Source organism: Streptomyces sp. NPDC044921 (assembly GCF_056432865.1).
In genome coordinates, this window is the sequence record NZ_JBWKIF010000005.1 from 17,231 (window position 1) to 43,077 (window position 25,847).

Below are 25,847 nucleotides of genomic sequence, written 5' to 3' on the forward strand. Positions count from 1 at the left end.
ACCACCAGCGACATGGAGGCCATGCGGTGAACACCCTGCCGCAGCAGCTGGCCAACGGGCTGCTTCTCGGCTCGATGTACGGGCTGATCGCCATCGGCTACACGATGGTGTACGGCATCGTCCAGCTCATCAACTTCGCGCACGGCGAGATCTTCATGACCGGGGCCTTCGGCGCCCTCACGGTCTACTTCTACATCCTGCCCGACGGCACCTCGATGGCTCTCGCCGTACCGCTCATGCTCCTCGGCGGCGCCCTCGTGGCCATCCTCATCGCCGTCGGGGCGGAACGGTTCGCCTACCGGCCCCTGCGCGGAGCACCACGCCTGGCACCGCTCATCACGGCCATCGGCCTGTCCCTGGCCCTCCAGGAGGTCGTGCGCAACTTCTACCCCGGCGCCGACCGCGCCCGCGCCTTCCCCGGCCTCGACGCCACCCACGAGATCGGCTCCGTCACCATCAAGGACGCCGACATCTTCCTCATCCTCGCCGCCGTCATCTGCATGGCCGCCCTCGCCTTCTTCGTGCGCCGCAGCCGCACCGGACGCGCCATGCAGGCCACCGCGCAGGACCCCGACACCGCGCAGCTCATGGGCATCGACACCAACCGCATCATCGTCATCGCCTTCGCCATCGGCGGCTTCTTCGCCGCCGTCGCCGCCGTCGCCTACGGACTCAAGTACGGCAACGTCGACTACCGCATGGGCTTCCTGATGGGCCTCAAGGCCTTCACCGCGGCCGTCCTCGGCGGCATCGGCAACATCTACGGCGCCATGCTCGGCGGCGTCGTCCTCGGCATCGCCGAGACCCTCGCCTCCGCCTACATCGACGAGATCCCCGGCATGCAGCAGCTCGGCGGCCAGAGCTGGGCCAACGTGTGGGCCTTCTGCCTCCTCATCCTCGTGCTCCTCTTCAGGCCACAGGGCCTGCTCGGCGAGCGCGTCGCGGACAGGGCGTGATCACATGACCGACACGACCAAGACCCCCGCCCCGGATGCCACCCCCGCGCCGCCCGCCCCGACCGGCCTCATACCCCTGCCCCTGGCGGCCGCCCGCGCCCTGCTGCTCGGCGGCGGCATCGCCACCGCGGCCTCCGCGTTCCTCGCCTGGACCTGGACCTCCGAGTTCCCCGGCGACCTCACCATCAACGGCTACCCCGGCGGCCTGCAGTGGCTCACCTTCACCGCCGGGCTCCTCACGGCGCTGTACGCGCTCGCCGCGTACGGCGTCCGCGGCCTCGGCTGGCTGCTGCCCGCCCGCAACAACGCCCCGCTCGTCCTCAACGCGCTCGGCGGATTCGCCGTCACCTGGTTCACCGTCATCGCCATCAGCACCGAACTCGGCGGTGTCGTCAACCTCGAACCCGGCGGCTGGATCGCCGCCGTCGCCTCCCTCCTGCCCGTCCTCGGCGCCTTCGCCCTCCCCCAGGAGCGCACCGGCGACGGTACCAAGGAAGCCGTCAAGGCCTACGTCGCCAAGCCCGAGCGGATCGCCGCCCCCCAGGCCACCGCGCCCTGGGTCCAGCGGGCCGTCATCACCGTCGTGACGATCATCGGCCTCGGCGTCTTCACCTACGGCATCGACACCGAGTACGGCGAACTCTTCGTCGGCTACCTCTTCGTCGTCGTCTTCGCCGTCTGGGCCCTGCACACCGCCGGCCTCCTCGACCGCTTCTCCGCGCTCGTCGCCGCCAACCGCAGCTTCACCCTCGCCATGGGCTTCGCCGCGGCCATCGCCTTCCCCTTCACCCAGACCGACGACCACTACGCCAACATCGGCGTCAACATCCTGATCTTCGGGACCGTGGCCCTCGGCCTGAACATCGTCGTCGGCCTCGCCGGCCTGCTCGACCTCGGATACGTCGCCTTCCTCGGCGTCGGCGCCTACACCGCCGCCCTCGTCTCCGGCTCCGAGTTCTCCACCATCTCCGGCGTCCACCTGCCCTTCTGGGCCTCCGCCCTGGCCGGCGCCGCCGCCTCCCTCGTCTTCGGCGTCCTCATCGGCGCCCCGACCCTGCGGCTGCGCGGCGACTACCTCGCCATCGTCACCCTCGGCTTCGGTGAGATCTTCCGCATCGCCGTCAACAACATGGACGGCCAGTCCGGACCCGACGTCACCAACGGCCCCAACGGCATCCCCTCCATCCCCGACCTGAACCTCTTCGGGTTCAACTTCGGAGAGGCCCACGACATCGGCGGGTTCACCCTCGGCCGGTTCGCCAACTACTACCTGCTGATGGTCCTCATCATGGCCATCGTCGTCCTCGTCTACACGCGCGCCGCCGACTCCCGCATCGGCCGCTCCTGGATCGCCATCCGCGAGGACGAGACCGCCGCCACCGCCATGGGCATCAACGGCTTCCGCGTCAAGCTCATCGCCTTCGCCCTCGGCGCCGCCCTGGCCGGCCTCGCCGGCACCGTCAGCGCCCACGTCACCTACAGCGTGGTCCCCACGCCGTATCAGTTCGCCGGCTCCACCCCGCCCAACTCCGCGTTCCTCCTGGCCGCTGTCGTCCTCGGCGGCATGGGCACCGTCGCCGGACCGCTCCTCGGCGCCGCCCTGCTCTACCTGCTCCCCGAGAAGCTCGTCTTCCTCCAGGAGAAGTCGCTCCTCGCCTTCGGCATCGCGCTCATCCTCCTGATGCGCTTCCGCCCCGAGGGCATCATCGCCAACCGCCGGCGCCAGCTCGAATTCCACGAGACCGGCCAACTCGACGTACCGAAACAGACCACGCTGACCGACGAACCGGCCGTCACCAAGGCGGGGGCGTAACCATCATGACGACACCTGTACTCGAAGCCCGCGACGTCACGATGCGCTTCGGCGGCCTCACCGCCGTCCGCTCCGTCGACTTCACGGTCAACACCGGCGAGATCGTCGGCCTCATCGGCCCCAACGGCGCCGGCAAGACCACCTTCTTCAACTGCCTCACCGGCCTGTACGTCCCCACCGAGGGCACCGTCTCCTACAAGGGCACCGTCCTCCCGCCCAAGCCCCACCTGGTCACCCAGGCCGGCATCGCCCGCACCTTCCAGAACATCCGCCTGTTCGCCAACATGACGGTCCTCGAGAACGTCCTCGTCGGCCGCCACACGCGGACCAAGGAAGGCCTCTGGTCCGCCCTCCTGCGCGGCCCCGGCTTCAAGAAGGCCGAACGCGCCAGCGAGGAACGCGCCATGGAACTCCTGGAGTTCATCGGCCTCGCCCACAAGCGCGACCACCTCGCCCGCAACCTCCCCTACGGCGAACAGCGCAAGCTGGAGATCGCCCGCGCCATGGCCTCCGAGCCCGGCCTGCTCCTCCTCGACGAGCCCACCGCCGGCATGAACCCCCAGGAGACCCGGGCCACCGAGGACCTCGTCTTCGCCATCCGCGACAAGGGCATCGCCGTCCTGCTCATCGAGCACGACATGCGCTTCGTCTTCAACCTCTCCGACCGCGTCGCCGTCCTCGTCCAGGGCGAGAAGCTCGTCGAAGGCACCCCCGACGTCGTCCAGGCCGACGAACGCGTCGTCGCCGCCTACCTCGGCGAACCCTTCGAAGGCGACCCCGGGCAGGCCGAAGCCGCCGAGGTCGAGGCCGCCGAAGCCGCCGCCGACGCGACCAGCACCACCAGCAGCACCAAGGGAGAAGCCAAGTGACCGCACTCCTCGAAGTCGAGGACCTCCGGGTCTCCTACGGCAAGATCGAAGCCGTCAAGGGCATCTCCTTCAGCGTCGACGCCGGACAGGTCGTCACCCTCATCGGCACCAACGGCGCCGGCAAGACGACCACCCTGCGCACCCTCTCCGGCCTGCTCAAGCCCACCGCCGGGAAGATCCTCTTCGACGGCAAGCCCCTCAACGGGATCCCCGCCCACAAGATCGTCTCCCTCGGCCTGGCCCACTCACCCGAAGGCCGGCACATCTTCCCCCGCCTCACCATCGCGGAGAACCTCCAGCTCGGAGCGTTCCTCCGCAAGGACAAGGACGGCATCGAGAAGGACATCCAGCGCGCCTACGACCTCTTCCCCATCCTCGGGGAACGCCGCAAGCAGGCCGCCGGAACCCTCTCCGGCGGCGAGCAGCAGATGCTCGCCATGGGCCGCGCCCTGATGTCCCAGCCCAAGCTGCTCATGCTCGACGAGCCCTCCATGGGCCTCTCCCCGATCATGATGCAGAAGATCATGGCGACCATCTCGGAGCTCAAGTCCCAGGGCACGACCATCCTCCTGGTCGAACAGAACGCCCAGGCCGCCCTGTCCCTGGCCGACCAGGGTCACGTCATGGAGGTCGGCAACATCGTCCTGTCCGGCACGGGCCAGGACCTGCTGCACGACGAGTCGGTGCGCAAGGCGTACCTGGGCGAGGACTGAGCGTCCCGCCGCATACGAAAGCGCATACGACAGCGCATACGAAAGAGGCCTGCTTTCCTCCGGCCGGAGGAAAGCAGGCCTCTTCCACGCTGCGGGATCAGCCCTTGCCGGCCTTCTTCTCCTCGGCGTCCTGGATGACCGCCTCCGCGACCTGCTGCATCGACATGCGGCGGTCCATCGACGTCTTCTGGATCCACCGGAACGCGGCCGGCTCGGTCAGGCCGTACTCCGTCTGCAGGATCGACTTCGCCCGGTCCACCAGCTTGCGCGTCTCCAGCCGCAGCGTGAGGTCGGCGACCTCCTTCTCCAGCTCCTTCAGCTCCGTGAACCGCGAGACGGCCATCTCGATCGCCGGGACGACGTCGGTCTTGCTGAACGGCTTCACCAGGTACGCCATGGCACCGGCGTCCCGCGCGCGCTCGACGAGATCCCGCTGGGAGAAGGCGGTCAGCATCAGCACCGGCGCGATGCTCTCCTCGGCGATCTTCTCGGCCGCGGAGATGCCGTCGAGCTTCGGCATCTTCACGTCCAGGATCACCAGGTCGGGACGGTGCTCACGGGCCAGCTCCACGGCCTGCTCACCGTCACCGGCCTCACCGACGACGGTGTACCCCTCCTCCTCCAGCATCTCTTTGAGGTCGAGCCGGATCAGGGCCTCGTCCTCGGCGATGACGACCCGCGTCGTCATCGGAGGCACGTGCGACTTGTCCTCTTCAGGCACGTCAACAGGCTGGGGCGACTCGGGGGCGCTCACGTGGGCTCCTTGGTACGGGGCAGGCCGGTACTGCTCCCAAGAGCGTACCTAGCTGCGGTATGGTGGTCGGGCAGTGGGTCCAGCTCAACCTTGGATTCACCGGGCCCCGGTAGCCCAATTGGCAGCAGGCAATGGATTCAAAACCCATACAGTGTCGGTTCGAGTCCGACCCGGGGCACTTTTCCTTGGTTTCCAAGGTCAGCCGTTCGAAGCGGATGTCCACGTTCTCGTGAACATCCGCTCTTTGCTTCCCGGCTCCGCAGGGCATCCCCGACAGTGGCTGCATGTACGACGTCGGAACGCGCAAGCGCGTATTGGCCCTGGTGGCGGAAGGACGCAGCCTGAACTCCGTGAGCCGGGAAACCGGCGTTTCCCGGGCGGCGATCCGCTCCTGGCGGGTTCGTGTCGAGCCCAAGCCCCGCGTGGCGGCTCCACCCCCAAACCCGCCTGCCGACGAGCAGGCGTACGCCTACCTGCTCGGTCTCTACCTGGGCGACGGCTGCATCAGTGCCCACCGCCGGAGCGGGTACTACCTGCGTATCGCCTGCACGGAGTCCTGGCCCGGGCTGATCGACGCCTGCGAGACCGCCATGCGTGCGACCAACCCGACCGGGCGTGCCTACCGCGTTCAGGCACAGGGGTACGTCTCGGTGGTCAGCTACAGCAGGCACTGGCCGCACCTCTTCCCCCAGCACGGGCCCGGCAAGAAGCACGAACGCCGTATCCTCCTCGAGCCCTGGCAGCAGGCCATCGTCGACGCGCACCCGTGGGGGTTCATCCGCGGTCTCATCCATTCCGACGGCTGCCGCGTCACCAACTGGACGACGCGCACGGTCGCCGGTGAGCGGAAGCGCTACGCATATCCCCGGTACTTCCTCACCAACCTGTCGCCCGACATCATCCGCCTCTTCACCTCAGCGCTCGACCGGGTGGGCGTCGAGTGGAAGAAGGCGAACGCGCGCAACATCTCCATCGCCCGCAGAGCCTCCGTAGCCCTCATGGACGCCCACGTCGGGCCCAAGTACTGAAGGGGCGTCCTAGCGCGGGCTGTCGGTCTCGGCGATGTGGTGGACGCGGACCAGGTTCGTGGATCCCGAGACGCCGGGCGGGGAGCCGGCGGTGATGACGACCGTGTCGCCCGGGCGGCAGCGGCCGTAGCGCAGGAGCAGTTCGTCGACCTGGTCGACCATCGCGTCCGTCGAGTCGACCCGCGGCCCGAGGAACGTCTCGACGCCCCAGGTGAGGCTGAGCCGGGAGCGGGTGGCCTGGTCGGGGGTGAAGGCGAGCAGCGGAATGGGCGAGCGGTAGCGGGACAGGCGGCGGGCCGTGTCGCCGGACTGGGTGAAGGCGACCAGGAACTTCGCGCCGAGGAAGTCGCCCATCTCGGCGGCCGCCCGGGCGACCGCGCCGCCCTGGGTGCGGGGCTTGTTGCGTTCGGTGAGCGGCGGCAGGCCCTTGGCCAGGAGGTCTTCCTCCGCCGCCTCGACGATGCGGGCCATCGTGCGGACCGTTTCGACCGGGTGCTTGCCGACGCTCGTCTCGCCGGACAGCATCACCGCGTCCGTGCCGTCGATGACCGCGTTGGCGACATCGGAGGCCTCGGCGCGGGTCGGGCGGGCGTTGTCGATCATCGAGTCGAGCATCTGCGTGGCGACGATGACCGGTTTCGCGTTGCGCCTGGCGAGCTTGATCGCGCGCTTCTGGACGATCGGGACCTGCTCCAGGGGCATTTCGACGCCGAGGTCCCCGCGGGCCACCATGATGCCGTCGAAGGCGGCGACGATGTCGTCGATGTTCTCCACGGCCTGGGGTTTCTCGACCTTGGCGATGACGGGGAGGCGGCGGCCCTCCTCGTCCATGATGCGGTGGACGTCCTGGATGTCGCGGCCGCTGCGGACGAAGGAGAGGGCGATGACGTCGAAGCCGGTGCGCAGGGCCCAGCGCAGGTCGTCCTCGTCCTTCTTGGACAGGGCGGGGACGGAGACGGCGACGCCGGGGAGGTTCAGGCCCTTGTGGTCGGAGACGACGCCGCCCTCGACGACGGTGGTGTGGACGCGGGGGCCGTCGACCTCGGTGACTTCGAGGCAGACCTTGCCGTCGTCGACGAGGACGCGTTCGCCGGGGGTGACGTCGGCGGCGAGGCCTGCGTAGGTGGTGCCGCAGGTGTCGCGGTCGCCTTCGACGCCTTCCTCGACGGTGATGGTGAAGGTGTCGCCGCGTTCAAGGAGTACGGGGCCTTCGGTGAAGCGGCCGAGCCGGATTTTCGGGCCTTGAAGGTCGGCGAGGAGGCCGACGCTGCGGCCGGTCTCGTCGGCGGCCTTGCGCACGCGGTGGTAGCGCTCCTCGTGTTCGGCGTGTCCGCCGTGGCTGAGGTTGAATCGGGCCACGTCCATTCCCGCGTCGACCAGGCGTTTGATCTGGTCGTACGAGTCGGTGGCGGGCCCAAGGGTGCAGACGATCTTCGCTCGGCGCATAGGTCTGAGCCTATGAGTTACCGGCCGGTAGGGAATTGGCCGTGCGTGACCACTCAACAGACTTTGCGTGAAACGTTATTGACAAGGGTTGAATTGTGCGGCGGGGTGCTCCGATGAGCGCTCGGGGATTCCCGGGAACGCCCCGGCGTAATTCGGTCGCGTTTTCGGAATTCACTCGTCCGGGGGCTCACAGCCGCGGCGGCACCATCGTGAAGCGGGCGTTGATCTGCGCGTGGACGCGCTGGCGCTGGGGTTCGAGGTCGAGGGGGGCGGCCGGGGCGTCCTCGGCGGCTCCGGCGAAGGCGGCGGAGCGCATGCGGCCGGGGGCCTGGGGATAGCCCGGAGGGCTGTTCTCGGCGCCGATGTCGGCGAGTTCGACCAGGGCGGCGAGGGTGGTGCCGAGGGCCTCGGCGTACTCGCGGGCGCGCTGGACGGCTTCCGTCACGGCTTTCTTGCGGGCCTCGCGGTGGGCGGGCGAGTCGGGGCGCAGGGCCCACCAGGGGCCGTCGACGCGGGTGAGGTCGAGGTCGGCGAGGCGGGTGGTGAGTTCGCCGAGGGCGGTGAAGTCGGTGAGTTCGGCGGTGACGTGGACGCTGCCGTGGTAGGTGCGCACGCGTTCGCCGCGGCCGTGTTTGGTGAGTTCGGGGGTGATGGAGAAGGCGCCGGTCTCCAGGCGTTCGACGGCGTCGCCGTAGGACTTGACCAGGTCGAGGACGGTGGCGTTGCGGCGGGTGAGGTCGTCGAGGGCGGAGCGGCGGTCGCGGCCGCGGGCTGCGACGGTGATGCCGATGCGGGCGATCTCCGGGTCGACTTCGAGGCGGGCCTCGCCGCGCACGGCGATGCGCGGGGCGTCGGGCGTGCCGTAGGGGACGGGCTGGGGGGCGTCTGCCGTGGGCGCGGTCATACGTCCCACTCTGTCACGGTGTGGCGGGCGGACGGCGTGGAGTGGGGGGTTCCGAGTCATCAGATCGCAACCTGGCGGGACTGTTGCGGCCGGTCATGACCGGGTCAGAATCTACGCGCGTTATCTACGCGCGTCGTCCACAGATTCCGCGAGGAGAGCCCGACATGCCGTTGAACCGCCGGAAGTTCCTGGAGAAGTCCGCCGTGACCGGGGCGGGGGTGGCGCTGGCCGGCGCGGTCGCGGCGCCGGGTGCCGAGGCGGCCGAGGCGCGGGAGGGCTCGCGGGGGCGCGCGAAGCGCTACGCGTTCACCGTGATGGGGACGACCGACCTGCACGGCAACGTCTTCAACTGGGACTACTTCACGGACGCCGAGTTCGACGACAAGGCGCACAACGACGTCGGTCTGGCGAAGGTCTCCACCCTGGTGAACCGGGTGCGCGCGGAGAAGGGCCGCGGCAACACGCTGCTCATCGACGCGGGCGACACCATCCAGGGCACGCAGCTGTCGTACTACTACGCCAAGGTGGACCCGATCACCGCCGAGGGCGGTCCGGTGCACCCGATGGCGCAGGCGATGAACGCCATGGACTACGACGCGGCGGCGCTGGGCAACCACGAGTTCAACTACGGCATCCCGGTGCTGCGCAAGTTCGAGCAGCAGTGCCGTTTCCCGCTGCTGGGCGCCAACGCGCTGGACGCGAAGACGCTGCGCCCGGCGTTCGCGCCGTACAGCATGCACCGGCTGCGCACGCCGTTCGGGCGGGACGTGAAGGTGGCGGTGCTGGGGCTGACCAACCCGGGCATCGCGATCTGGGACAAGGCGAACGTGCAGGGCAAGATGACGTTCCCGGGTCTGGAGGAGCAGGCGGCGAAGTGGGTGCCGAGGCTGCGGTCGATGGGCGCGGACGTCGTCATCGTCTCGGCGCACAGCGGTTCGTCGGGGACGTCGTCCTACGGTGACCAGCTGCCGTACATCGAGAACGCGGCCGGTCTGGTGGCCGAGCAGGTGCCGGGCATCGACGCGATCCTGGTCGGGCACGCGCACACGGAGATCCCCGAGTACTTCGTGACGAACAAGAAGACCGGCAAGCGGGTCGTGCTGTCCGAGCCGCTGAAGTGGGGGCAGCGGCTGACGCTGTTCGACTTCGAGCTGGTCTGGGAGAAGGGCTGCTGGAAGGTCGAGAAGGTGGGCGCGCAGGTCCTGAACTCCAACACGGTGGAGGAGGACCCGGAGATCGTGCGGCTGCTGTCCGACGAGCACGAGAAGGTCGTGGCGTACGTCAACCAGGTCATCGGCACGAACGCGGCGGAGATGACGTCGGCCGAGGCGCCGTACAAGGACGTGCCGATCATCGACCTGATCAACCACATCCAGGCCGACACGGTGAAGCAGGCGCTGGCGGGCACCGAGTACGCGGCGCTGCCGGTGCTGTCGCAGGCGGCGTGCTTCTCGCGCAGTGCCCGGATCCCGGCGGGCGAGGTGACGATCCGGGACGTGGCCGGTCTGTACGTCTTCGAGAACACGCTGGAGGCGCGGCTGGTGACGGGCGCGCAGCTGAGGGCGTACCTGGAGTTCTCGGCGAACTACTTCGTGCAGACGCCGGCCGGGGCGCCGGTGGATCCGGCGAAGCTGACCAACGCGGGCGGCATCCCGGACTACAACTACGACGTGGTGAGCGGTCTGTCGTACGAGATCGACATCGCGAAGCCGGCCGGGTCGCGGGTGACGAACGTGCGGTTCGAGGGCCGGCCGCTGGCGGACGACGCGAAATTCGTGTTCGCGGTGAACAACTACCGGGCCAACGGCGGCGGGAACTTCCCGCATGTCGCCGCCGCTCCGCTGCTGTGGTCGAACTCGGACGAGATCCGCAACACCATGATCGCCTGGGTGAAGGCGAAGGGGTCGATCGACCCGGCCGAGTTCGCCGCGGTGGACTGGAGGCTCACGCGCGACGGCGCGCCGGTCTTCTGAGCCGCGTCCCCCTCACCTCCGGTCGTCGACGAGCGGGATGAGGGCCGGGGCCTCGCGGGGCGGCGGGACGTGCTGCCGCTGGGTGAGGCCGAAGGTGGTGAAGGCGGTGCGGCGCGGGAGTGCGTAGGCCTCCCCGCCGGTCAGGGAGTTGAGGATGACCGCGCCGCGCCAGGCGAGCAGGCCCAGGTCGGGGGTGCCGACGCCGTGGGTGTGGGTCTCGGCGTTCTGGACGTACACCGAGCCGGTGACCGACGGGTCGAGGACGAGCCGGTGGTCCTCGTCGACGCGGGGCCGCTCCTGGCTGTCCCGGCGGAGGTAGGGGTCGAGGCCGGCGAGGACGCGGTCGAGGGGGCGTTCGCGGTAGCCGGTGGCGAGGACGACGGCGTCGGTGGTGAGGCGGGAGCGGCTGTCCTGCCGGGCGTGTTCCAGGTGCAGTTCCACCTTGGTCGTCGCGATCCGGCCGGCGGTGCGGACGCGGACGCCGGGGGTGAGGACGGCGTCGGGCCAGCCGCCGTGCAGCGTGCGCCGGTAGAGCTCGTCGTGGATGGCGGCGACGGTGCCGGCGTCGATGCCCTTGTGGAGCTGCCACTGCCCGGCCAGGAGCCGGTCGCGGGCGGGCTCGGGCAGGGCGTGGAAGTAGCGGGTGTGGTCGGGTGTGAAGTGTTCCAGGCCGAGCTTGGAGTACTCCATGGGCGCGAAGGCCTCGGTGCGGCCGAGCCAGTGCAGCCTCTCGCGTCCGGCGGGCCGGTTGCGGAGCAGGTCGAGGAAGATCTCGGCGCCGGACTGGCCGATGCCGACGACGGTGACGTGTTCGGCGGCGAGCAGGGCGGCGCGGTGGTCGAGGTAGTCGGCGGCGTGCACGACGGGCACGCCGGGTGCCTCGGTGAGGGGCTTGAGGGGGTCGGGGACGTAGGGCTCGGTGCCGATGCCGAGGACGACGTTGCGCGTGTACGTCCGGCCGAGGGCCTCCGCCTCGCCGCCGCCGTCGAGCTGGGTGAAGTCGACCTCGAACAGGTCGCGTTCGGGGTTCCAGCGGACGGCGTCGACCTGGTGGCCGAAGTGCAGGGCCGGGAGGCTCTCGGAGACCCAGCGGCAGTAGGCGTCGTACTCGGCGCGCTGGATGTGGAAGCGCTCGGCGAAGTAGAAGGGGAAAAGCCGCTCGCGGGATTTGAGGTAGTTGAGGAAGCTCCAGTCGCTGGTGGGGTCGACGAGGGTGACCAGGTCGGCGAGGAACGGGACCTGGATGGTGGCGCCTTCGATGAGCAGGCCGGGGTGCCAGGCGAAGGCGGGGCGCTGCTCGTAGAAGACGCTGTCGAGGTCGCGCAGCGGGTGGGCGAGCGCGGCGAGGGAGAGGTTGGCGGGGCCGATGCCGACGCCGACCAGGTCGTGGGGGGCGTCGGGCTGCGGCTGTGCGGGGTTCATCAGGGGATGTGTCCTTCCACGAGTGTCGCTCGGCTCTCTGCCACGAGGTGCAGCAGGGCGGCCAGGTCGTCGGGCCCGGTGGCGGGGTTGAGGAGGGTGGCCTTGAGCCAGAGCCGGCCGTCGAGGCGGGCCCGGCCGAGGACGGCACGGCCGTCGGTGAGCAGCGCGCGGCGTACGGCGGCGACGGTGGTGTCGGGGGCGCCCGCGGGCCGGAACAGGACGGTGCTGATGACGGGCGGGGCGTGCAGCTCGAAGCCGGGGTGTTCGTGGACCAGGGCGGCGAACGCGTGGGCGTGGGCGCACACCTGGTCGACGAGGGTGCCCAGGCCGCTGCGGCCGAGGGTCTTGAGGGTGGCGGCGACTTTGAGGACGTCGGGGCGGCGGGTGGTGCGCAGGGAGCGGCCGAGCAGGTCCGGCAGGCCGGCTTCGGTGTCGTCGGCGGCGTTGAGGTAGTCGGCGTGGTGCCGCAGGGCGGCGAGGTCGGGTGCGTTCCGGACGGCGAGGAGTCCTGCGGCGACCGGCTGCCAGCCGAGTTTGTGCAGGTCGAGGGTGACGGTGTCGGCGGCGTCGAGTCCGTCGAGCAGGCCGCGGTGCCGGGTGCTGAAGAGCAGGCCCGCGCCGTAGGCGGCGTCGACGTGCAGCCGGGCGCCGTGGGTCGCGCAGTGGGCGGCGATCTCGGGCAGCGGGTCGATGAGTCCGGCGTCGGTGGTGCCGGCGGTGGCGGCGACGAGCACGGGCCCGGTCAGGCGGGTGAGGGTCGCGGCGAGCGCGGCGGGGTCGAGGGTGCCGGCCGGGGCGGGGACGACGGCCGGTTCGGGCAGGCCGAGCAGCCAGGCGGCGCGGGCCAGCGAGTGGTGGGCGTTGGCGCCGGTCACGAGCCGGACGGATCCGCCGCAGGCCTCGCGGGCGAGGAGGAGGGCGAGCTGGTTGGACTCGGTGCCGCCGGTGGTGACGACGGAGTCGGGGTTCGTGGCCGGGCCGGTGCCGTAGACCTCGCGGGCGGTCAGCCGGGTGACCATGGCCTCCAGTGCGGAGGCGGCCGGGGCCTGGTCCCAGGAGTCCAGGGAGGGGTTGATCGCGGAGGCGGCCAGGTCGGCGGCCGCGGCGACGGCCAGGGGCGGGCAGTGCAGGTGGGCGGCGCACCGGGGGTGGGCGGGGTCGGCGGCGCCTTCGGCGAAGGCCCGGACCAGGGTGTGGACGGCGTGCGGGTCGCCCCGCTCGGGGAGGATCTCCCCGACCGCCTCCCGGAACCGCAGGGCGACGGCGTCCGGTCCGCCGGCGGGCAGCGGCCCGCCGCGTGCCCGGGCCCCGGCGTCCAGGGCGTCGAGCACGGTGGCGAGCAACGGCCGCAGGGCGTGGGGGCCTTCGGGGCCCGAGGCGAGGGGCGGGGTGCGCATGGGCTGACCTCCGGGGCGCGGGGGCGAGTACGCCCGAACAGCCCAACGACCCAACCCGGGTGGAGGTGCTTGTGCGCGTGGGTGTCAGTTTCGGTCGGCGGCCGCGTGCCCCGGTCCGGGGCGCCGCAGGCGCGGGCGCCGACCGGCTCCGGTGGCCCCTTCCGGGGCCGCCATCGGCGCAGGCACTGCCACCGACTCCCACGGCCCCTTCCGCGGCCGCCATCGGCGCGGGCGGCGGCCGGGGGCCGGCCGGGCCGCGCCCGTGGTCAGCCCCGCCGGATTCCCCGGACCCGCAGCGCCCGCTCCAGGTCGTCCAGTTGGTCCACCAGCGTGCGGCGCAGGGCCGGGATCGGATCGGCGTCGCGCAGGCACTCCTCGCCGAGGCGGAGGGTGTCCGCGTCGACGGCGTGGGCGGGGAAGGCGTCCCGGCCGATCGCCGTGGCGATGGCGGGGCCGCGGCGCTCGGCGACCGTGACCGCGTCGGCGTAGTAGCGCGGCACGTACTCCCGCACCAGGTCGGCCTGTTCCCGCTGCCAGAAGCCCCGGGCGGTGGCGGAGAAGAGGTAGTTCGACAGGTCGTCGGAGCCGAACATCGCCTCCCAGGCGCGGGCCTTGGCCTCCGGGTCGGGCAGCGCGGCCCGGCAGCGGGCGGCGCCCTCCTGGCCGGTGGCGCTCGGGTCGCGCTCCAGCTCGGCGGCGATGGCGGCCTCGTCGGTCGCGCCGAGCACGGCGAGCCGGGCCAGGACGCGCCAGCGCAGCTCGGGGTCGAGCTCCGGGCCGCCGGGGACGGTGCCGTCGGCGAGCCAGGCTGCGATGGTGTCCGGGTGGGCGGCCACGTCGATGCGGTGGCGTACGGCGATCAGGCGCAGGCCGGGGTTGTCGCCGTCCTCGGTGCGGCGGATGAGGTCGCGGCACAGCTCGGACAGGGTGGCCAGGGCGGCGGGCCGCTCCTCGGGGGCCAGGTAGCGGTCGGCGATGTGCGTGGCGGCGAAGGCCAGCACGCCCTGGACGAGGGCGAGGTCCGTCTCCAGGGGGAGGTGGGCGCGGGCGGTCTCCAGGTAGGCGCCGGGCGCGAGTTCACCGTCGCGGACGGCGTCCCGCAGGGCGTTCCAGACGACCGCGCGGGTGAGCGGGGCGGGCAGGCCGGACAGGTCCTTGCGGACGGTCTCGAAGGACTCCGGGTCGAAGCGGACCTTGGCGTAGCTGAGGTCGCCGTCGTTGAGCAGGAGCAGCGCCGGGCGCTTGCCGATGGGGTGGGCGCCGTCCAGCGGGAGGTCCAGGTGGAGGCGTTCGCGCAGTACGAGGTGGCCGCCGTCGTCGCCGAGGTCACGGTCGTACAGGCCGACGGCGACGTGGTGCGGGCGGCTGCCGGCGCGGTCGACGGTGAGGACGCAGGTGCCGCGGTCGCCGGGGGCGATGTGCGGGGTGAGCGTGTCGACGCCGGTGGTGCGCAGCCAGGCGTCGGCCCAGGCGTGGACGTCGCGCTCGGTGGCGCCGGCGAGGGAGTCGATGAAGTCGGCGAGGGTGGCGTTGGCGAACCTGTGCCGGGCGAAGTGGGTGTTGATGCCGGCGAGGAAGTCCTTCTCGCCGAGCCAGGCGACGAGCTGCCGCAGGGCGCTGGCGCCCTTGGCGTAGGAGATGCCGTCGAAGTTGAGCAGCGCGGAGGCGGTGTCGTCGACGGCCTCGGGGGCGACGGGGTGGGTGGAGGGGCGCTGGTCGGCGTCGTAGCCCCAGGACTTGCGGGTGACGCCGAAGTCGGTCCAGGTGTCGGTGAAACGGGTGGCCTCGGTGAGGGTCTGGTAGCCCATGTACTCGGCGAAGGACTCGTTCAGCCAGATGTCGTCCCACCACTTGAGGGTGACGAGGTCGCCGAACCACATGTGGGCCATCTCGTGGGCGACGACCATCGCGCGGGTCTGGCGCTCGGTGTCGGTGACGGCGGAGCGGTAGACGAACTCGTCGCGGAAGGTGACCAGGCCGGGGTTCTCCATGGCGCCCGCGTTGAACTCGGGTACGAAGGCCTGGTCGTAGGAGTCGAAGGGGTAGGGCTCGTCGAACTTCTCGTGGTAGCGGTCGAAGCAGGCGCGCGTGACGTCGAGGAGTTCGTCGGCGTCGGCGTCCAGGTAGGGGGCGAGGGAGCGGCGGCAGTGCAGGCCGAAGGGCAGGCCGCGGTGCTCGGTGCGCACCGTGTGCCAGGGACCGGCGGCGACGGCGACGAGGTAGGTGGAGATCGGCGGGGTGGGGGCGGCCCGCCAGTGGCCGTCGCCGGTGTGCTCGGTGACGCCGTTGGCGAGGACGGTCCAGCCCTGCGGGGCCCGTACCGACAGCTCGAAGACGGCCTTCAGGTCGGGCTGGTCGAAGGCGGCGAAGACGCGCTGGACGTCGTCCATGAACAGCTGCGTGTAGACGTAGGTCTCGCCGTCGGTGGGGTCGGTGAAGCGGTGCATGCCCTCGCCGGTGCGCGAGTAGCGCATGGCCGCGTGCACGCGCAGTTCGTGGTCGCCGGCGGTGAGGTTCTTCAGGGGCAGCCGGTTGCCGTCCAGGGCGTCCGGGTCCAGGGGGTGTCCGTCGAGGGTGACGGAGCGCAGATCGGCGGGCCTGACCTCGACGAAGGTGTCACCGTCCGTGCGGGCGCTGAACGCGATCAGGGTGTGGGAGTCGAAGGTCTCCTCCCCGCCGGTCAGGTCCAGTTCGATGGTGTAGTGGTGGACGTCGAGGAGCTCTGCTCGGGTCTGCGCTTCGTCGCGCGTCAGTACGGACATGCGTGACATGCTGCCTGATGGCACCGGCAAGGCACAGAGGCGGATCGGTACGTGCGCAATGTCCGGTCTAGGTGCGGTCTCTTTCGAGCTCCCCGGCGTGCGCCCCCATGAGCCGCTGGGACGGCACGCGCGCGTCGGGGTGGGGCGGGCGCGGGGGGCGCGGGGTGGCGTCGGTGTGCTCCCGGACGAGGGTGCGCAGCCGGTGTACCTCGCGCTGCAGCGCGAGGTGGCGCTGGTGGGTGTCGTAGAGGTAGCGGACCTTGGTGCGCAGGGCCCAGGGGTCCACGGGTTTCATGACGAGGTCGGCGACTTGGAGGCCGAAGGCGGCGGTGGTCAGTTCCTGGTCGGCGCCGAAGCCGGTGAGCAGGATGACCGGGATGTGCTGGGTCTGTTCGACGCGCCGCATGTAGCGCACGACCTCCAGGCCGCCGACGCCGGGCATGCGCACGTCGAGCAGCATTAGGCCGACCTGACCGCGCAGGACCTGCTTGAGTGCCTCGTCGCCGCTGGTGGCCCGGCCGAGCCGGTAGCCCAGCGGGGCCAGGGCGCTCTCCAGCGCGTACAGCGTGTCCTCGTGGTCGTCGACGATGAGGATCCTGGTATCCGACGGCATGGCCCGACGCCCCTCCCTCGTGGAGGACCAGAGTAAAGCGGGACACTGACGGGCAGTGCTCGCCGGCTGACATGCTGTGCACAGCGCAGCATGCCCCGTGCGGGCCGCCGTGTCACTCCCCCGTGGCCGGTTACCGGCGGTCGCGGGTCGTGGTGCGGGGGCGGGCGTCTCGGTCGGGGCGCCGTCGGGCGGCTGCCGTTGTCCGAGGAGGCCGGGTTGCCGTATCCCGCCGGTCAACTGCCGGTCGGGGCCGTGCCGTTGGTGGCCTCGTCCGCGATGCGCTCGTGGTGGCGGATGACCTCGGCGACGATGAAGTTGAGGAACTTCTCGGCGAAGGCCGGGTCCAGCTTGGCGTTCTCGGCGAGGGCGCGCAGCCGGGCGATCTGGCGGGCCTCGCGCGCCGGGTCGGCGGGCGGCAGCTGGTGTTCCGCCTTGAGGTGGCCGACCTGCTGGGTGCACTTGAAGCGCTCGGCGAGCATGTGGACGACGGCCGCGTCGATGTTGTCGATGCTGTCGCGCAGCCGGGCGAGCTCCTCACGGACGGCGGGGTCGACGTCGCCGGTGCGGGTGTTGCTGGTGGTCATGGGGCGTCAGCCTACGGGGACCGGGCGGGACGGCAGCGGGCCGTCTCACACCTCGGCCACGGGGAGGCGCTTGTGGAAGTAGACGTCCTCGTGGCCGCCGGGGACGCCCTCGATCCGGCCCCGTTCCCGGTAGCCGAGGCGGGGGTAGAAGCCGGGGGCCTGGAAGCTGTAGGTGGAGACGATCATGTCGGTGCAGCCGCGCCGCGCCGCCTCGGCCTCCGCCGCGCGCATCAGCCGGCTGCCCCAGCCTGCGTGCCGCAGGTCGTCGCGCACCCAGAGCATGTCGACGGAGCACAGGCTGCCCCACGTCCAGGCGGTGAGTCCGCCGGCCAGTTCGCCGGCGCCGTCGGTGACGCGGGCGGAGAGGGGCTCGGTGGCGGCCCCGCCGGAGGCGGCGGTGTTGAAGGCGGTCAGCTCCTCGTCGAGCCGCTTTTCGAGGTCGTCGTCCTGGCCGCCCACCGTGAGCGCGGCGGCGACGGAACGCTGGTCGCTGGTCACGGCCCGGATTCTGCCAGCGGCCCGGGGTGAGGACGACCGGTTTTCGCCGCGCCCGGACCGGTCCGGCGCGCGCCGGGCCCTCGTACAGTGGAACCGGGTCCCGGGCGTCCTGGGGGTGAGTCGTGGCGAACGACGGGCCGGTCGAGCACGGCTACCCGCACCTGGAGACGGTGCGGGCCGCCATCACGGCGCTGTACCGGCGCCTGTCGTACGACACGATCCAGACGTTCGCGACCAGCGTTCTCCCGGCCGACGTGGCGTTCTGCGACACCGACGACCTGTATCTGGGGGCGCAGCGGGTGGCGCACGAGCTGGTGCGGCACTACCGGTTGCCGGACGCGCGGCTGATCGTGAGCTTCCGGGAGATGCGGCACGCGGCGAACGTCGAGCTGGCGGCGGGTCCGGAGTACTTCGTGGAGCTGAACGACCGGTTCCGTACGCATCGGCGGGACATCGGGGCGGCCCTGGCGCACGAGGTGACGCACGTGTACCTGCACCGGCTGGACCTGTCCTTCCCGGGCGTGCGGGACAACGAGATCCTCACGGACACGGCGACGACGTACCTGGGCGCGGGGTGGCTGCTGCTGGACGCCTACCGGGAGGACGGGGCGTCGTCGCAGAAGCTGGGGTACCTCACGCCGGAGGAGTTCGGGTACGTGCTGGCCAAGCGGGCACTGGTCTTCGGCGAGGACCCGTCGGTGTGGTTCACCAGCGCGCAGGCGTACCGGGCGTACGAGCGGGGCAGGGAGCTGGCCCGACGGGACGGGCAGCAGCCGCCGCTGACCGCGGCGGGGTGGGCGGGGCGGCGCCGGTACGCCCGGGACCGGCGGCACGCGCCGGCGGGACCCCAGCCCGGGGTGCGGTACGCGTTCTCGCCCGACGTCGGCGGACGGCTGCGGGTGTCGTTCCCCTGCCCCACGTGCCACCAGCGCATCCGGGTGCCGGTGAAGGGCCGCGTCCGGGCACGGTGCGCGCTGTGCCGGAGCGTGCTGGAGTGCGACACGTAGCCATCACGCCGCTGGGCCGGGCCCGAACGCCACACCCCACCCGGACCGGAGCCCGCAGGCAAACCGGGCCGGGCGCCACAGCCCCGCCCCCGAGCGGCGCCCGCAAGAGAGCAGGGGGCGCGCGATGCCCCGCCCGGGGGCGCCGGGCAAAGCCGGGACCGGCCCCCAACCCCGCCCGGGGCGGGAGCCCACAAAGAAGCCGCGCGAGTCGGGGCTAGGCACCGTAGACCGGTCCGGGGGCGGGGGCCTTCGTCAGGAGGTGGCGTGCTGTTTCTCCCGCCTCCGCCGGCTCCCACCGCGCCCCCTTGTCGGCGCTCGGGCCGCGGCGCCAGCCGTCCATCACCGTGATCCGGCCTCCCTCCGTCTCGAAGACGCGACCCGTCACGCCCGCGCTCGCGGCGGAGCCGAGCCACACGACGAGGGGGGAGACGTTCTCCGGCGCCATCGCGTCGAAGCCGGTGCCGGGGGCGGCCATGGTGTCGGCGAAGGTCCGTTCCGTCATGCGGGTCCGGGCCGCGGGGGCGATCGCGTTGACGTGGACGCCGTAGCGGCGCAGTTCGGCCGCCGCGACCAGGGTGAGGGCGACGATCCCGGCCTTCGCGGCGCTGTAGTTGCCCTGCCCGACCGAACCCAGCAGCCCTGCTCCGCTGCCGGTGTTGACGATCCGGGCCTCGGGGCGGCGGCCCGCCCTGATCTCGGCCCGCCAGTGCGCGGCCGCGTGCCGCAGCGGCAGGAAGTGGCCCTTGAGGTGGACGCGCACGACGGCGTCGAAGTCGTCCTCGTCGAGGTTGACCAGCATCCGGTCGCGCAGGAAGCCGGCGTTGTTGACGAGGGTGTCGAGCCGGCCGTACGTCTCCAGCGCGGTCCGGACGAGCGAGGCGGCGCCCTCGGTGGTGGCGATGTCGCCGCCGTGCGGTACCGCCTCGCCGCCCGCCGCGCGGATCTCCCCGGCGACCCGGGCGGCGGGGCCGCCCGGCTCGGGCGTGCCGTCGAGGCCCACCCCGAGGTCGTTGACGACCACCCGTGCGCCCTCGGCCGCGAACGCCAGCGCGTGGGCGCGGCCGAGCCCGCGGCCCGCGCCGGTGACGGCGACGACCCGGCCCTCACAGATTCCGCTCATGTCGGCTCCCCTTGTCGCCGTCCGGCCCGTGGGCGGCGTTCGCCGCACCGAGGAAGGCGGGCCGTTCCCCGCCCCCGTGCACGTGCAGGCTCGCCCCGCTGATGTAGGCGGCGGCCGGGGACGCGAGGAAGACCGCGGCGGCGCCCACGTCGGACGGTTCTGCGAGTCGTCCCAGGGGGACCGTGCGGGAGACCTGGGCGACGCCGTCCCGGTCGCCGTAGTGGAGGTGGGACAGTTCGGTGCGGACCATGCCGACGACGAGGGTGTTGACCCGGATGTCGGGCGCCCACTCCACGGCCATCGAGCGGGCGAGGTTCTCCAGGCCCGCCTTGGCGGCCCCGTAGGCGGCGGCGCCGGGTGAGGGGCGGGTGCCGCTGACGCTGCCGATCATGACGATCGAGCCCTTCGCGCGCCGGAGGTGGTCGTGGGCGGCGAGGGACACGGTCAGCGGGGCCAGCAGGTTCAGTTCCACCACGCGCGCGTGCCGGTCGGCGCCCGCCTCGGTGAGCAGCCGCTGGGGTGCGCCGCCCGCGTTGTTGACGAGGACGTCCAGCCGTGGGAGGCCGGCGCACCACTGCCGGACGGCCTCGGCGTCGCGGACGTCCAGGCGGACGAACTCGGCGCCGGGCAGGGGGCGTTCGGGCGGACGGCGCGCGCAGACCAGTACCCGCGCTCCGGCGCGCAGGAAGGCGCGCGCGATACCGGCGCCGACGCCGCGGGTCCCGCCCGTGACGACGGCGACCTTCCCGTCCAGCTCCATGCGCTGCTACCTTTCCACCTAACAAACGTTTGGTGGAAAGGTAGCTGATGATGCCATGGGTGTCTCCACCTCGGGCGGGGAAAAGGGCGTCCGCGTCGTCACGGTCGACTTCCCACCGGTGAACGCCCTGCCGGTGGCCGGCTGGTCCGCCCTGGCCGGCGCGGTGCGCGCGGCCGGGCGCGACCCGGAGGCCCGGTGCGTGGTGCTGGCGGCCGAGGGGCGCGGCTTCAACGCGGGGGTGGACATCAAGGAGATCCAGCGGGACGGCGACGCCGCGCTGATCGGCGCCAACCACGCCTGCGCGGAGGCCTTCGGCGCCGTGTACGACTGCGCGGTGCCGGTGGTGGCGGCGGTGCAGGGCTTCTGCCTGGGCGGCGGCATCGGACTGGTGGGCAACGCGGACGCGATCGTGGCGAGCGAGGACGCCGTCTTCGGGGTGCCCGAGCTGGACCGGGGCGCGCTGGGCGCGGCCACGCATCTGGCCCGGCTGGTCCCCCAGCACCTGATGCGGGCCCTGTACTACACCTCGCGCACGGCGACCGCGGCCGAACTGCACGCGCACGGCTCGGTGTGGCGGGTCGTGCCGCGTGGCGAGCTGCGGGCCGCCGCCCTGGATCTGGCCCGCGAGATCGCCGGGAAGGACGGGCAGCTGCTGCGGCTGGCCAAGGCCGCCCTCAACGGCATCGACCCGGTCGACGTGCGCCGCAGCTACCGCTTCGAGCAGGGCTTCACCTTCGAGGCGGGCCTGGGCGGGGTGGGCGCGCGGGTGCGCGCGGGGTTCGGCGAGGAGGGGCGCGGGTGAGGGACAAGACGATGACCGCCGACGGGGTGGCCGCCCGGCTGCGCAGCGGCATGACCCTCGGCATCGGCGGCTGGGGCTCCCGCCGCAAGCCGATGGCCCTGGTGAGAGCAGTGCTCCGGTCGGAGATCACCGATCTCACGATCGTCTCGTACGGCGGCCCGGACGTGGGCATGCTCGCCGCCGCCGGACGCATACGCAGGCTCGTCACGCCGTTCGTCACCCTGGACTCCATCCCGTTGGAGCCGCACTACCGCGCGGCCCGCGAGCGCGGCGCCGTCGCGCTGACCGAGATCGACGAGGCGATGTTCCTGTGGGGGCTGCGCGCGGCGGCGCACCGGTTGCCGTTCCTGCCGGTGCGGGCCGGACTCGGCTCGGACGTCATGCGGATCAACCCCGGCCTGCGCACGGTCACGTCGCCGTACGAGGACGGGGAGACGTTCGTGGCGATGCCCGCCCTGCGGCTGGACGCGGCCCTGGTGCACGTCAACCGCGCCGACCGGTCGGGCAACGGGCAGTACCTGGGCCCCGACCCGTACTTCGACGACCTCTTCTGCGCGGCGGCCGGCACGGCGTACGTCTCCTGCGAACGGATCGTCGACACGGCCGAGCTGACGGGCAAAGCCCCGCCGCAGACCCTGCTGATCAAGCGGCACGCGGTCACCGGCGTCGTCGAGACCCCGCACGGCGCCCACTTCACGTCCTGCGCGCCGGACTACGGCCGGGACGAGGCCTTCCAGCGGACGTACGCCACCACCCCCTGGCCCGACTTCGCCGCCCGGTTCCTCGCCGGGGACGAACAGGCCTACCGCGCGGCCGTCGGGGACGGGGCGTGACCCCGGCCGCCCGCGCCGCGTACGGCGTGGCCACGCGCGCCGAGTACTGCGTGGTCGCCTGCGCCGAGGCCTGGCGCGGTGACGGCGAGGTGCTGGCCAGCCCCATGGGGCTGATCCCCTCGCTCGGGGCCCGGCTGGCCCGGCTCACCTTCGCACCGGAGCTGCTGCTCACCGACGGCGAGGCCCTGCTCGTCCGCCCGGACGGCACGCCGGAGGGCTGGCTGCCCTACCGGCAGCACCTGGACCTCGTCACCGGCGGGCGGCGGCACGTGATGATGGGCGCGAGCCAGCTCGACCGGTTCGGCAACCAGAACATCTCCTGCATCGGCGACTGGGAGCGCCCGAGGCGCCAGCTGCTCGGGGTGCGCGGCGCACCGGTCAACACCCTCAACCACCCCACCAGTTACTGGGTCCCGAGGCACTCCCGGCGCGTCTTCGTGGAGCGGGTCGACCTGGTCTGCGGGGTCGGGTACGACCGTGCGGCCGGGGCGCGCCACCACCGCATCCCACGGGTCGTCTCCGACCTGGGGGTCTTCGACTTCGCCACCCCCGACCGCTCGATGCGGCTGGCCTCCCTGCATCCGGGGGTCACGGTGGAGCAGGTCGGGGAGGCGACGGGCTTCGGGCTGACCGTGCCGGACGAGGTGCCGGCCACCCGGGAGCCGACCGCCGAGGAGCTCCGGCTGATCCGGGAGGTCCTGGACCCGGCCGGTGCCAGGGCCCGGGAGGTCGCCGCGTGAGGGAGACGGCCCTGACCCGGCTCGTCGGCGTCCGCCACCCGATCGTGCAGACCGGCATGGGCTGGGTGGCCGGGCCGCGCCTGGTCTCCGCCGCGGCGAACGCGGGTGCCCTCGGCATCCTGGCCTCGGCGACGATGACGCCCGACCGGTTGCGGGCGGCCGTACGGGAGGTGCGGGCCCGGACCGGCGCGCCGTTCGGGGTGAACCTGCGTGCCGACGCCGCCGACGCGGGCGAGCGGGTGCGGATCCTCGTCGAGGAGGGTGTCCGCGTGGCCTCCTTCGCCCTGGCCCCCTCCCGCGAGCTGATCGGTGAGCTGAAGGAGGCGGGCGTCGTCGTCATGCCGACCGTGGGGGCCCGGCGGCATGCCGAGAAGGTCGCGGCGTGGGGCGCGGACGCGGTGCTGGTGCAGGGCGCGGAGGGCGGCGGGCACACCGGCGAGGTGGCCACGACCGTGCTGCTGCCGCAGGTGGTGGACGCGGTGCGGATCCCGGTCGTCGCGGCGGGCGGGTTCTTCGACGGGCGCGGGCTGGTGGCGGCCCTGGCCTACGGGGCGGCGGGCGTGGCCATGGGCACGCGGTTCCTGCTGACGTCGGACTCGACGGTGCCGGACGCGGTGAAGGCCAGATACCTCGCGGCGACCGTGCGGGACGTGACGGTGACCAGGGCGGTGGACGGTCTGCCGCACCGGATGCTGCGCACGGACCTGGTGGACGCCCTGGAGCGGGCCGGCCGGGGCCGGGCGCTGGTGCGGGCGGTGCGGCACGCGTCCGGTTTCCGCCGGCTGTCCGGGCTGACCTGGCGGCGGATGCTGCGCGACGGGCTCGCCCTCCGGCGCGGCAGGGACCTCTCCTGGAGCCAGGTGCTGCTCGCGGCGAACACGCCGATGCTGCTGAGGTCGGCGATGGTCGACGGCCGTGCGGACCTGGGGGTGATGGCCTCCGGGCAGGTCGCCGGGGTGATCGGCGACCTGCCGTCGTGCGCGGAGCTGGTGGAGCGGATCATGCGGGAGGCCGACGAGACGCTGGCCCGGCTCAGAGCCGTTCGATGATCGTCACGTTGGCCTGGCCGCCGCCCTCGCACATGGTCTGCAGGCCGAACCGGCCGCCGGTGCGCTCCAGTTCGTGCAGCAGGGTCGTCATGAGCCTGACGCCGGTCGCCCCGAGCGGGTGGCCCAGGGCGATGGCACCGCCGTTGACGTTGACCCGCTCCGGGTCCGCGCCGGTCTCCTTCAGCCAGGCCAGGACGACCGGCGCGAAGGCCTCGTTGATCTCGACGAGGTCGATGTCGTCGATGGCCAGGCCGGTCTTCCGCAGGGCGTGGGCGGTGGCGGGGATCGGGGCGGTGAGCATGCGGATCGGGTCCTCGCCGCGCACGCAGAGGTGGTGCACGCGGGCGCGCGGGGTGAGCCCGTGGTCGCGCACGGCACGTTCGGAGGCCAGCAGCATCGCCGCCGCCCCGTCGGAGACCTGCGAGGAGCAGGCGGCGGTGATCGTGCCGCCGTCGAGGACCGGCTTCAGGGCGGCCATCTTCTCCAGGGAGGTGTCCCGGCGCGGGCCCTCGTCGGCCGTGACCTGCCCGTACGGCACGGTTTCGCGCGCGAAGCGGCCCTCGTCGATCGCCCGCAGCGCCCGCCTGTGCGAGCGCAGGGCGTAGTCCTCCTGGTCACGCCGGCTGATGCCCCACTGGGCGGCGATCGTCTCGGCGCCCACCAACTGGTTGACGGGCTGGTCCCCGTAGCGGGCCCGCCAGCCCGCGCTGCCCGCGAACGGCCCCTGTGTGAGCCCGAGCGGTTCGGCGGCCTGCCGGGTGGCGAAGGCGATCGGGATCATCGACATGTTCTGCACGCCGCCCGCCACCACCAGGTCCTGCGTGCCGGACAGCACGGCCTGAGCGGCGAAGTGCACCGCCTGCTGCGAGGAGCCGCACTGCCGGTCGACGGTCACGCCCGGCACCTCCTCGGGCAGCCCGGCGGCCAGCCAGCAGGTGCGCGCGATGTCCCCGGCCTGCGGTCCCACCGCGTCCAGGCAGCCGAGGACGACGTCCTCCACGGCGGCCGGGTCGGCGCCCGAGCGGGTCATCAGCTCCTTGAGGACGTGCGCGCCGAGGTCGGCCGGGTGGACCGCGCTCAGCCCTCCCCCGCGCCGCCCGACGGGTGTGCGCACCGCTTCGACGATGTAGGCCTCGGCCATGACGACTCCCTCGCGTCTGGGGGTTACTCGCGTACGGCGATCCCGTCCAGCACCATCGACAGGTACTGCCGGGCGATCTCCTCCGGGCTGTGCTGTCCGCCCGGGCGGTACCAGGAGGCGGCGACCCACACCGTGTCGCGCACGAACCGGTAGGTGAGCCGGACGTCGAGATCGGCCCGGAAGGCCCGCTCGGCGACGCCGCGCTCCAGGGTCGACAGCCACGCCCGCTCGAACCTGCGCTGCGACTCGGCGAGGAACGCGAACCGCTCCTGCGCCACCAGCTGCCTGCTCTCCTTCTGGTAGATCGCCACGGCCGCGCGGTGCCGGTCGATCTCCCGGAACGACTCGGTGACCAGGGCCTCAAGCGTCTCGCGCGGCCCGAGTCCGGCGCCCAGGACGGTGTCGTAGCCGTCCCACAGCTCGTCCAGGAAGCCGCGCAGGATCTCCTCCAGCATCGACTCCTTGGAGTCGAAGTGGTAGTAGAGGCTGCCGGCGAGCATCCCCGCGTGGTCCGCGATCGTGCGGACGGTGGTGGCGTTGTAGCCCTGCTCGGCGAAGACCTCGGCGGCGGTGCGCAGGAGGTCGCCGCGGCGGTCGCCGGGTGCGGGGGCCGCGGCCGGCTCGACGGTGGTCACCTGGGGTTTCTTCTTCGTAGGAGGCACG

The 25,847-nt window shown here is 72.3% G+C and carries 24 protein-coding genes and 1 tRNA gene; 12 read left to right on the forward strand and 13 right to left on the reverse strand.

The genetic code is table 11. The features are described 5' to 3' along the window. Window positions 1-26 precede the first annotated feature (26 nt). From AC07DA_RS09430 to AC07DA_RS09445, 4 genes are read left to right on the forward strand one after another with little or no spacing between them, the layout of a single operon-like run. On the forward strand, window positions 27-956 hold the full coding sequence (locus AC07DA_RS09430; RefSeq protein WP_479126144.1) for a branched-chain amino acid ABC transporter permease: 930 nt from the start codon (window positions 27-29) through the stop codon (window positions 954-956). A gap of 4 nt (window positions 957-960) precedes the next feature. Beyond that, window positions 961-2,769 carry a branched-chain amino acid ABC transporter permease gene (locus AC07DA_RS09435; RefSeq protein ID WP_479126146.1) on the forward strand — a complete coding sequence of 603 codons (1,809 nt, stop codon included), beginning with the start codon at window positions 961-963 and terminating at the stop codon, window positions 2,767-2,769. A 5-nt stretch (window positions 2,770-2,774) separates the two neighbouring features. Beyond that, entirely contained in the window at window positions 2,775-3,638 is an 864-nt protein-coding gene (locus AC07DA_RS09440; protein ID WP_479126147.1) for an ABC transporter ATP-binding protein, read from the forward strand. Continuing rightward, complete coding sequence (locus AC07DA_RS09445; RefSeq protein WP_479126149.1) at window positions 3,635-4,351, forward strand: ABC transporter ATP-binding protein; 717 nt, start codon at window positions 3,635-3,637, stop codon at window positions 4,349-4,351. The genes AC07DA_RS09440 and AC07DA_RS09445 overlap by 4 nt, the downstream gene beginning before the upstream one ends. Before the next feature lie 97 nt (window positions 4,352-4,448). On the opposite strand, the gene AC07DA_RS09450 is transcribed toward AC07DA_RS09445, so the two are convergent. Then, entirely contained in the window at window positions 4,449-5,105 is a 657-nt protein-coding gene (locus AC07DA_RS09450) for an ANTAR domain-containing response regulator (RefSeq protein WP_479126151.1), read from the reverse strand. Window positions 5,106-5,208: 103 nt separating this feature from the next. Between AC07DA_RS09450 and AC07DA_RS09455 the strand changes: the two genes are divergently transcribed. Continuing rightward, window positions 5,209-5,283 (forward strand) — tRNA-Leu (locus AC07DA_RS09455). Between the two features lie 106 nt (window positions 5,284-5,389). Then, the gene (locus AC07DA_RS09460; RefSeq protein ID WP_479126153.1) at window positions 5,390-6,133 is read left to right on the forward strand and encodes a transcriptional regulator; all 744 of its coding nucleotides are present in this window, start codon (window positions 5,390-5,392) and stop codon (window positions 6,131-6,133) included. 9 nt (window positions 6,134-6,142) lie between these two features. On the opposite strand, the gene pyk is transcribed toward AC07DA_RS09460, so the two are convergent. Both pyk and AC07DA_RS09470 read right to left on the reverse strand, forming a co-directional pair. Continuing rightward, window positions 6,143-7,579, reverse strand: a complete 1,437-nt coding sequence (gene pyk / locus AC07DA_RS09465; protein WP_479126155.1) for a pyruvate kinase — start codon at window positions 7,577-7,579, stop codon at window positions 6,143-6,145. 187 nt (window positions 7,580-7,766) lie between these two features. Continuing rightward, window positions 7,767-8,483, reverse strand: coding sequence for an SIMPL domain-containing protein (locus AC07DA_RS09470; RefSeq protein ID WP_479126157.1), 717 nt, complete (start codon window positions 8,481-8,483; stop codon window positions 7,767-7,769). Between the two features lie 164 nt (window positions 8,484-8,647). Between AC07DA_RS09470 and AC07DA_RS09475 the strand changes: the two genes are divergently transcribed. After that, window positions 8,648-10,456 (forward strand): bifunctional metallophosphatase/5'-nucleotidase, encoded by a 1,809-nt coding sequence (locus tag AC07DA_RS09475; protein ID WP_479126159.1) that lies wholly within the window; start codon window positions 8,648-8,650, stop codon window positions 10,454-10,456. Between the two features lie 12 nt (window positions 10,457-10,468). On the opposite strand, the gene AC07DA_RS09480 is transcribed toward AC07DA_RS09475, so the two are convergent. The 6 genes from AC07DA_RS09480 to AC07DA_RS09505 all read right to left on the reverse strand — a co-directional run bounded on the left by AC07DA_RS09480 (window position 10,469) and on the right by AC07DA_RS09505 (window position 17,732). After that, window positions 10,469-11,878 carry a lysine N(6)-hydroxylase/L-ornithine N(5)-oxygenase family protein gene (locus tag AC07DA_RS09480; RefSeq protein WP_479126160.1) on the reverse strand — a complete coding sequence of 470 codons (1,410 nt, stop codon included), beginning with the start codon at window positions 11,876-11,878 and terminating at the stop codon, window positions 10,469-10,471. Next, entirely contained in the window at window positions 11,878-13,275 is a 1,398-nt protein-coding gene (locus tag AC07DA_RS09485) for a pyridoxal phosphate-dependent decarboxylase family protein (RefSeq protein WP_479126162.1), read from the reverse strand. Before AC07DA_RS09485 ends, AC07DA_RS09480 begins: the two co-directional genes overlap by 1 nt. Window positions 13,276-13,541: 266 nt before the next feature. Then, complete coding sequence (pepN, locus tag AC07DA_RS09490) at window positions 13,542-16,037, reverse strand: aminopeptidase N (RefSeq protein WP_479126164.1); 2,496 nt, start codon at window positions 16,035-16,037, stop codon at window positions 13,542-13,544. Window positions 16,038-16,104: 67 nt separating this feature from the next. Continuing rightward, window positions 16,105-16,650, reverse strand: a complete 546-nt coding sequence (locus tag AC07DA_RS09495; protein WP_479126166.1) for a response regulator — start codon at window positions 16,648-16,650, stop codon at window positions 16,105-16,107. A gap of 233 nt (window positions 16,651-16,883) precedes the next feature. After that, entirely contained in the window at window positions 16,884-17,234 is a 351-nt protein-coding gene (locus tag AC07DA_RS09500; protein ID WP_479126168.1) for a chorismate mutase, read from the reverse strand. A 45-nt stretch (window positions 17,235-17,279) separates the two neighbouring features. Further along, window positions 17,280-17,732, reverse strand: a complete 453-nt coding sequence (locus AC07DA_RS09505; RefSeq protein WP_479126170.1) for a GNAT family N-acetyltransferase — start codon at window positions 17,730-17,732, stop codon at window positions 17,280-17,282. 122 nt (window positions 17,733-17,854) lie between these two features. Between AC07DA_RS09505 and AC07DA_RS09510 the strand changes: the two genes are divergently transcribed. Further along, window positions 17,855-18,739, forward strand: coding sequence for a hypothetical protein (locus tag AC07DA_RS09510; RefSeq protein WP_479126172.1), 885 nt, complete (start codon window positions 17,855-17,857; stop codon window positions 18,737-18,739). Window positions 18,740-18,953: 214 nt separating this feature from the next. Here the strand turns inward: AC07DA_RS09510 and AC07DA_RS09515 are convergent, their stop codons facing one another. Both AC07DA_RS09515 and AC07DA_RS09520 read right to left on the reverse strand, forming a co-directional pair. Next, a complete protein-coding gene (locus AC07DA_RS09515; RefSeq protein WP_479126174.1) occupies window positions 18,954-19,859 on the reverse strand; it encodes an SDR family oxidoreductase in 906 nt (301 codons plus the stop codon). After that, the gene (locus AC07DA_RS09520; protein ID WP_479126176.1) at window positions 19,843-20,619 is read right to left on the reverse strand and encodes an SDR family oxidoreductase; all 777 of its coding nucleotides are present in this window, start codon (window positions 20,617-20,619) and stop codon (window positions 19,843-19,845) included. The genes AC07DA_RS09515 and AC07DA_RS09520 overlap by 17 nt, the downstream gene beginning before the upstream one ends. 55 nt (window positions 20,620-20,674) lie before the next feature. Between AC07DA_RS09520 and AC07DA_RS09525 the strand changes: the two genes are divergently transcribed. Genes AC07DA_RS09525 through AC07DA_RS09540 form a run of 4 tightly spaced genes read left to right on the forward strand, consistent with a single transcriptional unit; the run spans window position 20,675 to window position 24,043 of the window. Further along, on the forward strand, window positions 20,675-21,421 hold the full coding sequence (locus tag AC07DA_RS09525; RefSeq protein ID WP_479126177.1) for an enoyl-CoA hydratase family protein: 747 nt from the start codon (window positions 20,675-20,677) through the stop codon (window positions 21,419-21,421). Beyond that, window positions 21,418-22,254 carry a CoA transferase subunit A gene (locus AC07DA_RS09530; RefSeq protein ID WP_479126179.1) on the forward strand — a complete coding sequence of 279 codons (837 nt, stop codon included), beginning with the start codon at window positions 21,418-21,420 and terminating at the stop codon, window positions 22,252-22,254. The genes AC07DA_RS09525 and AC07DA_RS09530 overlap by 4 nt, the downstream gene beginning before the upstream one ends. After that, window positions 22,251-22,994, forward strand: coding sequence for a CoA-transferase subunit beta (locus AC07DA_RS09535; RefSeq protein ID WP_479126180.1), 744 nt, complete (start codon window positions 22,251-22,253; stop codon window positions 22,992-22,994). Before AC07DA_RS09530 ends, AC07DA_RS09535 begins: the two co-directional genes overlap by 4 nt. Continuing rightward, window positions 22,991-24,043 carry an NAD(P)H-dependent flavin oxidoreductase gene (locus AC07DA_RS09540; protein ID WP_479126182.1) on the forward strand — a complete coding sequence of 351 codons (1,053 nt, stop codon included), beginning with the start codon at window positions 22,991-22,993 and terminating at the stop codon, window positions 24,041-24,043. The genes AC07DA_RS09535 and AC07DA_RS09540 overlap by 4 nt, the downstream gene beginning before the upstream one ends. Here the strand turns inward: AC07DA_RS09540 and AC07DA_RS09545 are convergent. Further along, window positions 24,027-25,184 carry an acetyl-CoA C-acetyltransferase gene (locus AC07DA_RS09545; protein WP_479126184.1) on the reverse strand — a complete coding sequence of 386 codons (1,158 nt, stop codon included), beginning with the start codon at window positions 25,182-25,184 and terminating at the stop codon, window positions 24,027-24,029. The genes AC07DA_RS09540 and AC07DA_RS09545 overlap by 17 nt on opposite strands. Window positions 25,185-25,207: 23 nt before the next feature. Further along, window positions 25,208-25,846, reverse strand: a complete 639-nt coding sequence (locus AC07DA_RS09550; protein ID WP_479126186.1) for a TetR/AcrR family transcriptional regulator — start codon at window positions 25,844-25,846, stop codon at window positions 25,208-25,210. Window position 25,847: the final 1 nt, after the last annotated feature.